Origin of the sequence: Arthrobacter castelli DSM 16402, assembly GCF_000430705.1 — a bacterium.
GTDB lineage: Bacteria > Actinomycetota > Actinomycetes > Actinomycetales > Micrococcaceae > Arthrobacter_C > Arthrobacter_C castelli.
Genome location: NZ_AUMN01000040.1, coordinates 1 through 8,993 on the forward strand (window position 1 = coordinate 1; position 8,993 = coordinate 8,993).

Annotated in this window: 8 protein-coding genes, 1 tRNA gene and 1 pseudogene; 8 read left to right on the forward strand and 2 right to left on the reverse strand. The window is 62.6% G+C overall.

The genetic code is table 11. The features are described 5' to 3' along the window. A pseudogene (locus tag H535_RS27180) lies at nt 1-449 on the reverse strand (pyruvate dehydrogenase (acetyl-transferring), homodimeric type); the annotation flags it as partial. Nucleotides 450-906: 457 nt separating this feature from the next. Here H535_RS27180 and H535_RS0121355 point away from each other — a divergent pair. The 6 genes from H535_RS0121355 (at nt 907) to H535_RS27190 (ending at nt 4,771) form a co-directional block, all read left to right on the forward strand. Next, complete coding sequence (locus H535_RS0121355; RefSeq protein WP_026821149.1) at nt 907-1,332, forward strand: DUF3052 domain-containing protein; 426 nt, start codon at nt 907-909, stop codon at nt 1,330-1,332. A gap of 27 nt (nt 1,333-1,359) precedes the next feature. Then, nucleotides 1,360-1,830: a peroxiredoxin gene (locus H535_RS0121360; RefSeq protein ID WP_245580410.1), complete on the forward strand. Its 471-nt coding sequence runs from the start codon at nt 1,360-1,362 to the stop codon at nt 1,828-1,830. Between the two features lie 18 nt (nt 1,831-1,848). Further along, nucleotides 1,849-2,787, forward strand: coding sequence for an NAD-dependent protein deacetylase (locus H535_RS0121365; RefSeq protein WP_155838824.1), 939 nt, complete (start codon nt 1,849-1,851; stop codon nt 2,785-2,787). A 53-nt stretch (nt 2,788-2,840) separates the two neighbouring features. Further along, nucleotides 2,841-2,916, forward strand: a tRNA-Val gene (locus H535_RS0121370). 150 nt (nt 2,917-3,066) lie between these two features. Continuing rightward, nucleotides 3,067-4,092, forward strand: a complete 1,026-nt coding sequence (locus H535_RS27185; protein ID WP_051299643.1) for an acyltransferase family protein — start codon at nt 3,067-3,069, stop codon at nt 4,090-4,092. Between the two features lie 115 nt (nt 4,093-4,207). Beyond that, a complete protein-coding gene (locus tag H535_RS27190; RefSeq protein ID WP_051299644.1) occupies nt 4,208-4,771 on the forward strand; it encodes a gluconokinase in 564 nt (187 codons plus the stop codon). Nucleotides 4,772-4,777: 6 nt separating this feature from the next. On the opposite strand, the gene H535_RS0121385 is transcribed toward H535_RS27190, so the two are convergent. Further along, nucleotides 4,778-5,491, reverse strand: coding sequence for a FadR/GntR family transcriptional regulator (locus H535_RS0121385; protein WP_026821152.1), 714 nt, complete (start codon nt 5,489-5,491; stop codon nt 4,778-4,780). A 250-nt stretch (nt 5,492-5,741) separates the two neighbouring features. On the opposite strand from H535_RS0121385, the gene gndA reads away from it, so the two are divergent. Beyond that, on the forward strand, nt 5,742-7,169 hold the full coding sequence (gndA, locus tag H535_RS0121390) for an NADP-dependent phosphogluconate dehydrogenase (RefSeq protein WP_026821153.1): 1,428 nt from the start codon (nt 5,742-5,744) through the stop codon (nt 7,167-7,169). Nucleotides 7,170-7,442: 273 nt separating this feature from the next. After that, nucleotides 7,443-8,993 (forward strand): GH25 family lysozyme (locus tag H535_RS28090; protein WP_281171283.1); only part of this gene is annotated, 1,551 nt, incomplete at its 3' end.

Below are 8,993 nucleotides of genomic sequence, written 5' to 3' on the forward strand. Positions count from 1 at the left end.
AACACCTGATCACCACCACCGGGATGATCCTTACCCCGAAAGAAATGATTCAACCCCACCTCATACAGGGTCGCCGCACCGGCATACGTCGAAATATGACCCCCCACCCCAATACCGGGCCGCTGCGCACGATGGACCAACACCGCAGCATTCCACCGCAACCACGCCCGATACCGCCGCTCAATCTCCTCATCCCCGGGAAACACCGGCTCCTGATCCACCGGAATCGTATTCACATAATCAGTCGTCGTCACCATCGGCACCCCCACCGACTGCGCACCAGCACGCTGCAACAACGACCGCATAATAAACTGCGCCCGCTCCGTCCCCTGAACAGCAACCAACTCATCCCACGACTGAACCCACTCAGCCGTCTCCTCCGGATCCCGGTCGGGCAGCTGATTGGTCAATCCGCTCAGGATGTGCGTCTCTTCTTCGCCTGCGGCCACGTCAACCTCTCTTATGTGCAGTAGCTATCCGTGCTTTGTCAGCAGTGGCACCGGTTCCGGCGGCTTGTGCCGCATCCGGCATGGTGGCGGACCTGCTTGCCGCCGATGTGCGGGCAGTCAACCACATACCAACTCTAGTCCCGCATCCGGCTGCGTGCGTAGCCGGACGAATGCCGGCTGACCGCCGACATCACCTCCGACTCAGCGCAGGCGCGGCGGCGACGCGGGTCCGCGCACGGCGGGGGTGCACGGCGCGGCGCCCGACATCGTAATAAACGCCACACATCAGCCACGGCGAAGATGCCAAGCCCCGCCGGTCCGACGGATTTTAAGGTGTGTCGCCGGTCATGGCTTGATGCGCCGCGCTTAAAGGTGTTGGCTTGTAGGTAGGTGCATCACCGCTGGCGATCAACGGTGATGCCGGGTAAACGGTCAAAGTCAGTAACAGGAGGAATACGTGAGCGAGGCCGACGCCGCCGCGTTGAAGAACGTGGCGAGCAAGTTGGGTTTCAAAAATGGGGACCTGATTCAGGAATTCGGCTATGACGAGGATGTCGATTTCGACCTGCGTGCTGACATAGAAGACCTAACCGACTCTGAAATCCTTACCGAAGAGGATCAGGAGGTCGTGGACGCGGTCATGCTGTGGTGGCGTGAGGACGACGGCGACTTGGTAGACGCCCTGATGGACTCCTTGGCCACCCTCGACGAGGGTGGCGAAGTGTGGGTTCTCACCCCGAAGGCCGGCCGGGACGGCTACGTCCAGCCGGCGGATTTGCAGGAAGCAGCGCCAACGGCGGGATTGCACGTGACCACCCAGGCTGCCGGAGTATCGACGGACTGGACGGCCACCCGGCTGGTCAGCAAGCGCAATAAGGGCTGAAGCCGGGCGCGTACGTTGAATGAGTCTGTGGCTCGGGGTGAGCCGGACCTGCCCGTGCATGGCCACGCAGCGCCAAGCTTCGAGCTGCCCAATCAGTACGGGGAACCTGTCGGGCCTGCTCCCGGCCGGGCCGCCGTCGTCGTGTTTTATCCTTTTGCGTTTTCCGGTATCTGCACGTCTGAACTTGATGCCCTGCGCGACAATCTGGATGTCTTCACCAGCAGGGGAGTGCGTGTGCTGGCGGTCTCGGTGGATTCCAAATACACCCTGCGAGCGTTCGCCCGGGCCAACAGCTACCCATTCGACCTGCTCAGCGACTTCTGGCCGCACGGAGAGGTGGCCCGCTGCTACGGGGTGTTCAATGGAGCGCGTGGGATGGCCGAACGCGGCAGCTTCCTGCTCGACGGGCGGGGAACGCTTCGTTCGAGCATCGTCACCGGCGTTGGAGAGCCGAGGCCCCTGCACTGGTACCTGGAGGCGCTCGACGAACTTGAGTGATTCGGCGAAACTGGCCAAGTGACTGAACAAAAACCGACCGGCCTGGGTATGACGGCGTTCGCCAGCGGTGCCCCTGCCGGCAGGATGCCACCGTTAATCACCAGTGAACAGCAGAACCTTGCCGAGGCCGCCGGCCTTCTCGCCGGGCACCGGCTGGCCGTGCTCACCGGCGCCGGCCTGAGCACAGACTCGGGAATCCCGGACTACCGCGGCCCCAACTCCGCTCCGCGGAACCCGTTGACGTACCAGCAGTTCGTCGGCGATGAGCAACTGCGCCGCAAATATTGGGCGCGCAATCACGTCGGTTGGCGCTTTATGGGCCATGCCGGGCCCAATGCCGGGCATATCGCTGTCGCCCGGATGGAACGGCGCCAACTGCTCTCGGGACTGATCACGCAGAATGTGGACCGGTTGCATGAACAGGCCGGCAGCTGCAACGTGGTGGACCTGCACGGCCGGTTCGACCGTGTCATCTGCCTCGATTGCAACACCATCGTGTCCAGGGCGGATCTTGCTGTGCGGCTGGAGGAGCTCAACCCGGGCTTCGCGGAGCGGGTGGGCCGCGAGGGACTAATCGAGCAGGCTCCCGATGCCGACGCCGTCGTCGACAATACAGCGGAGTTTGTGGTGGCTCCATGCGAGGTGTGTGGCGGAATGTTGAAGCCCGACTTTGTCTTCTTCGGCGAGACAGTCCCCAAGGACAAGGTGGCTGCGGCATATCAGATGGTTGACGACGCCGGTGCGCTGCTGGTGGCCGGATCATCGCTGGCGGTGATGAGCGGGCTGCGTTTCGTCAGGCACGCCCATCAGCAGGACAAGCCGGTGGTGATCATTAACCGCGGGGGGACCCGAGGCGACGACCGGGCAGCATTGACGGTCAACGCAGGAGTTTCGCAGGCGCTGACGATGCTCGCGGAGGAACTGCCGGACCTGCCCGGCGACGACGGTTCGCAGTAGGGAAGCCGATCCGGTAAAGTATTTCCGGCGTGCACTGCAACGATCAGTCACACGGGTCTTTAGCTCAGCTGGTAGAGCGCCACGTTTACACCGTGGATGTCATCGGTTCGATCCCGGTAGGACCCACCACTGCGGCACCTTCACCCCCACCATAAAGTGCGGCCGTATCGTCGACGGCGCGGCGTTGTGGCCCCCTGACGCACACTAGGCACACTCAGACCCGGACCAGTGATGAGTCACGTATTTGGGTAACAGATGTGTAACGATTAGGCTTCGTCGATGGCCACCTCTACACGGCGCGACCAGCGATTGGATTCGGCGAAAGGGATCCTCATCAGCCTGGTTGTTCTCGGGCACCTGCTGGAAGCCACCAGTGCCTGGAATGCCGACGTCATCCGGTTGCCGCTGACCATCATCTACATGTTCCACATGCCGGCCTTCATTTTCCTGTCCGGTATGACCGCTAAGCGGGACAACCTGAGCAGACGGATCGGGGTGTTCCTGGTCCTGCTGCTGACGTTTCAAGGCCTCTACTACGTGGCCGTGTGGCTGTCGCCCCTGGAGCGCGATTTCTCCCCGTTCATGCCGTTCTGGCTGCTGTGGTTCCTGCTGTCAATGATCTGGTGGCTGTTGCTGCTGCCACTGGTCTGGAGGATGCCCAGGACCGCCGTCGCGGTTTCGGTCGTGATAGCCATTTCGGCAGGTGCTATCGACGAAATGGGATACGCCTTCAGCATCTCCCGGGTACTGGTCTTTCTCCCGTTCTTCATCACCGGCACGGTCTACGGTCGGCAGATACTGGACGTGGCCGGAAGAATCCCATTCCGGGTCAAGCTCTGCGCCGCGGTGCTCTGCCTGGCGCTGGGCTGGATCCTGTTCGCCGCGGACATCCATCAGGGCTGGCTGTACGGCAGTTACAGTTTCGACCGTCTCGACACAGGAACGGTTGAGGGGCTGGCGGTCCGTGCGGGTTTGCTGGCCGTTGCCGGGTTCACCACCGTCACCGTGTTGTCCCTGATGCCACGGCACCAGAACCCTGTCACAGCCATCGGCAAGCGAAGCCTGGGGATCTTCCTGGTGCATGGCTTCGTCGTGCTGGCTCTGACCCCGTTGCTCCCGCCCGGGCACTCCGGCGCCAATACCGCTATCGCCTTGGCCGCCTGCGTCGCTATCGCTGTAGTTGTCGTCAAGGTCCTCGGCGCTGCCCCGATCGACCGTTCAGTGCGCCAGTACGGATCGAAAGTAGTGGATCTGGCGTCCGGGCTGTTGAAACGGAATGCGGACCGGCAGGTGGCAGGCAGGTAACGATGCGCCGGCGGCATCTGGAATTAGTCTGCATGCCGTCAATAGAGTGGGATGAAATCGTGCTGACGGCACTGACTGCGCTGGACGGCACTGATGGCACCGACAAGGAGCGTGAATGGCCCATTCCAAACTGCATGGACGCAGGTTGCCGCCGATGGTGCTGATGGGAGTATCCGGCTCCGGGAAATCAACCATCGGATCTTTGCTGTCCGAATCGCTCCAGGTGCCTTATGTCGAAGGCGATGACCTGCACACCGAAGCAGCGGTGCTGAAAATGCGCGACGGCATTCCGCTGCACGATGCCGAACGGCTGCCCTGGCTCGATCGGGTCGGTGATGTGCTGTGGCACAAGCACGACGACGGCGCGTCGGTGGTGCTGGGCTGCTCGGCCCTGAAACGCAGTTACCGGGACCGGCTGGCCGGCATCGTTCCCGAGACCGTCTTTATCCACCTGGACGGCGACCGGGACGTCATCGCTGCGCGGTTGAGCCAGCGCGAACACGCGTATATGCCCCCGGGCCTGCTCGCTTCGCAGATCGAAGAACTGGAGTCAGTGGCCGACGAGGAACGCGCCATCGTCGTCGACATCGACCAAAGCCCCAACGGTGTGGTGAGGGATATCGAGGAGCTGCTGGTGACCATGACAGACACCTCCGGCGGGTCGCCTGACGGACACTAGGTGTCCTTAGAAGCCGGCATCTGACCGCGGGGTTCCGGCCCATTCCTGATGGATCTCGTCGATCGTCGCGCGCATGATTTCGTTCATGGTCTCCCGCGCCTCGGCCGGTCGACGCAGCGCAATCGCCTCGGCGACGTCCAGATGCAGCTCGATGGCTTCTTCATGCGGATGGGCGGGGATCAGCCCCATTTCCTGGCGGCCCGTCAGTACTTCCGCCACCGCGTCGTGCAGCCCGGCGAACATTTCATTTCCGGAGCCGGCCAGCACCACGGCGTGGAACCGTACGTCCAGCTGTTGGAACCGTCGGGCGTCCTGTCCCGTTGCGCGCATCTTGTTGGCAATATCGTGAAGTTGTTCGCCAACCCACTCCGGCGCGTGGTCCGCGGCGAGTTCGGCGGCCATCGGTTCAACGGCGACCCTCATCTCGGTCAACGACCGTAGTTGCGCCCCTCGGCCGCTGCTGCGCAACCGCCAGCGGATCACCAGTGGATCGTAGGGGTTCCACGTGGGCCGGGGAAGCACCTTGATACCCACCCGCTTGGTCGATTGCACCAGGCCGGCCGACTGCAGCACCCGCACCGCTTCCCGGACCACCGACCGGGAGACACCCAGTTCGCTCTCCAGGTCCTCGGCCAGCATGATATGTCCGGCGGGCAGCACGCCGTCGACGATCCTGGTTCCCAGGCTTTCCAGCGCCTTTTGGTGCAGTCTGCTTGGCATCTTCCATCCCCGCGGTCGGCAACGTCGACCACCTTAGGCCACAACGTGGGTCACAACTGAGGTCACAACGTCCCCGAGTCTAACGTTCGCCCGTCGCCGGGCCCGCGCGGCCGTCACAGAGGGCGTCACAAAGGAGCGCCAAAGTAGCAGCAATATGCCGCTGGCTCTTAGGGTTGAACACGGCGGCCGGTAAACAGCCGGTGCCGAACCAGGCGGCGCCCGGGCTGCCCACCGAAGCTAAGGAGTACTAATGTCTGCACAGATCGGCGTCACCGGCCTGGCCGTGATGGGGGCCAACCTGGCACGGAACCTGGCCCGGAACGGATTCACCGTCGCCCTGCACAACCGCAGCGTCGAGAAGACCGATGCCCTGCTTCAGCGCTACGGCGACGAGGGCGAGTTCGTCCGCACCGAATCGCTGGCCGAACTCGTCGACTCCCTGGAGAAGCCACGCCGCATCCTGATGATGGTCAAGGCCGGTCCGGCGGTCGACGCCGTGATCGAACAGTTGGAACCGCTGCTGGACCCCGGCGACATTATTATCGACGCCGGCAACTCCCACTATGAAGACACCCGCCGCCGGGAAGCCGAGCTGGCCACCAAGGACCTGGACTTTGTGGGCATCGGGGTCTCCGGCGGTGAAGAAGGTGCGCTCAACGGGCCTTCGATCATGCCGGGAGGCTCCAAGCGCTCCTACGACGCGCTCGGGCCGCTGCTGGAGAAGATCTCGGCGCATGTCGACGGCGAACCGTGCTGCCACTGGATCGGCACCGATGGCGCCGGCCACTTCGTGAAGATGGTCCACAACGGCATCGAGTACGCCGACATGCAGGTGATTGGCGAGGCCTACGATCTGCTGCGCAGCGGCGCCGGACTGGAACCGGCCGAGCAGGCCAAGATCTTCGAAGAATGGAACAAGGGCGACCTGGCATCGTTCCTGATTGAAATCACCGCCGAGGTGCTGGCCCACGAAGATGCAAAGACCGGCAAGCCGTTTGTCGACGTCGTCGTTGACGCGGCCGGCCAGAAGGGCACCGGCCGCTGGACCGTCGTGTCCGCGCTGGAACTGGGTCTGCCGACGTCGGGCATCGCTGAATCGGTGTTTGCCCGTGCCCTGTCGTCCCAGGCCGGCCAGCGGGCTGCTGCCGGGCAGCAGCTCGCGGCAGGGGAGCAGAGCGTGACCATCCCCGAAACCTTCGTCGACGACGTCCGCCAGGCACTCTACGCCTCCAAGCTGGTCAGCTATGCGCAGGGCCTCGACATGCTCAGCGCAGGAGCCGAAGAATACAACTGGGACCTGAAACTCGACCAGATCGCCTCGCTGTGGCGCGGCGGGTGCATCATCCGCGCGGAACTGCTCGCGGAAATCACCAAGGCCTACGAGGCCGAAGACAAGCCGCTCAATCTGCTGCTGGCTCCGGCCTTCCGCGACGCGATCGCCCAAACGCTGCCGGCGTGGCGCCGCGTGGTGTCCACCGCCGTGCAGCTGGGCATCCCCACACCGGTCTTTGCCTCGTCGCTGGCGTACTACGACGGGCTGCGCCGCGATCGGCTGCCGGCGGCCCTGACGCAGGGGCTGCGGGACCTGTTTGGCGCCCACACCTACCAGCGCACAGACGTCGACGGCACCTTCCACACGCTGTGGGGCGAGGACAAATCCGAGGTGGAAGCCGGCTGATAGCCGGAAGGGACACCACGTGTCCTGGCCAAAGATATGCGCCCTGAACGCCTTCCCTGTATCCATGGACTGCGACCAGGAACACATGAGACTCAGTAGTAACATGAGTAACAATAGTGCTACTCTCGGTGTGTCACTCGTCTCCGTACCCGGTTAAGTGGTACACAGCAGTCCCTCCGGAGAACCACTATGAGCATCATCCGTTCGCACTTCCACCGTGCTTTGCATCAGAACACTCCACCATCGAATAAGCAGTCAGCCGTTTTCCGTCCGGTGCTGGGGTGCATCGTGTCGTGCCTTATGGTTGGATCGCTTGTCGCACCTGCAGCGGCCGATACGTCCGCCAACGGCTCTCAAGCAGACCCGGCGACGGTCGAAGAAACCACCGCTCCAGCACCAGGCGGCGCGGTGGACAGCACTGACACCACAACGGCCACGCCCGCCCCCGAAACCAGCGAACCGACGGCACCGCAAACGCCGGCTGCGTCTCCGGAACAAGCACCAAAACCGGAACCAACCGATGATTCAGCCGTCGAATTGGGTGAGGGGCCGGGTGCCTTCATGGGCCAGGGACTGGCTCGGATCGAGGAGCACGGCGATCCGGCTGCCCCGCTTACCACCGGGCAAGAGTTGCAGGACGCAGGTGCACAGGCCAGAAGTCCGCTGTCCGCCACCGCGGCGTCAACCTGGCGGCCGTCCTTTGGGGTCCACGGTATTGATGTCAGCGGGTGGCAACCGGATGTGAACTGGAACGCCCAATGGAATCAGGGTGCACGATTCGCCTACGTCAAGGCCACGGAGGGCAATTACAGCCTGAATTCGCACTTTTCCGAGCAATACATCGGTTCGTACAACGTCGGCATGATCAGGGGCGCCTACCACTTCGCGATTCCAAGCCGTACCTCCGGCAAGGTACAGGCGAACTACTTCATCAACCACGGGGGCGGCTGGTCCCCGGACGGCAGGACCTTGCCACCGCTGCTGGACATTGAGTACAACCCGTACAGCGCCGAAGTATTGCCTTCGGGTGAAGGCGATGTTTGCTATGGCATGAGCCCGGCACAGATGGTGAATTGGATCCGGGACTTCTCCAACACCATCAAGAATCGCACTGGCCGGGTGCCTGCCATCTACACGACGGCCGGTTGGTGGAACCACTGTACGGATTCGAGCACGGCATTCAGCGACCATCCGCTTCATGTGGCGCATTACACTCACGATCGGCCGACTATTCCCGCCGGCTGGAACACCTTCAGCTTCTGGCAGTACAGCGCCACCGGACCCTATGCGGGCGACTCCAATATCTGGAACGGGTCTATGTCGGCCCTGAGGAAATTCGCCGCTGGAGGTTCGGGCGCGAGGACGTATGAGTCGTTGTTTAGTTTTGCGAATTCTCCGACGATTTATGGGGTGTTGGCTGATGGTTCGTTTCGGTCGTTGAGTTGGTCTGAGTGGACTGGTTTGGGTCGGCCTGATTATACGGAGCGTGCTGCTGCTTTTTTTGTGAAGAATCGTTGGAGTCCGGCTATTTATTTGGTGGGTCGTGATGGTCAGGGGCAGAAGCTGAGTTTTGCTCAGTGGGTTGCCTATGGGAGGCCGTCGGCGGATGCGTCGAGGTTGTTGGATGGTACGCATTTCTTTACGAAGTTCGAGAATGATCGGCTTTATTATTCGAGTCCGGCCGGTGATGTGCGTGCCACTGGGGATCAGTGGAGGTCGGCTGGTTCTCCTGATGTTGTCCATGAGCGTCGGTATGTCAGGTATGCGTGGGATTCGAAGGTTTATCGTGTGACGTCGACGCTGGGTCCGTCGACGGTGGTTGGT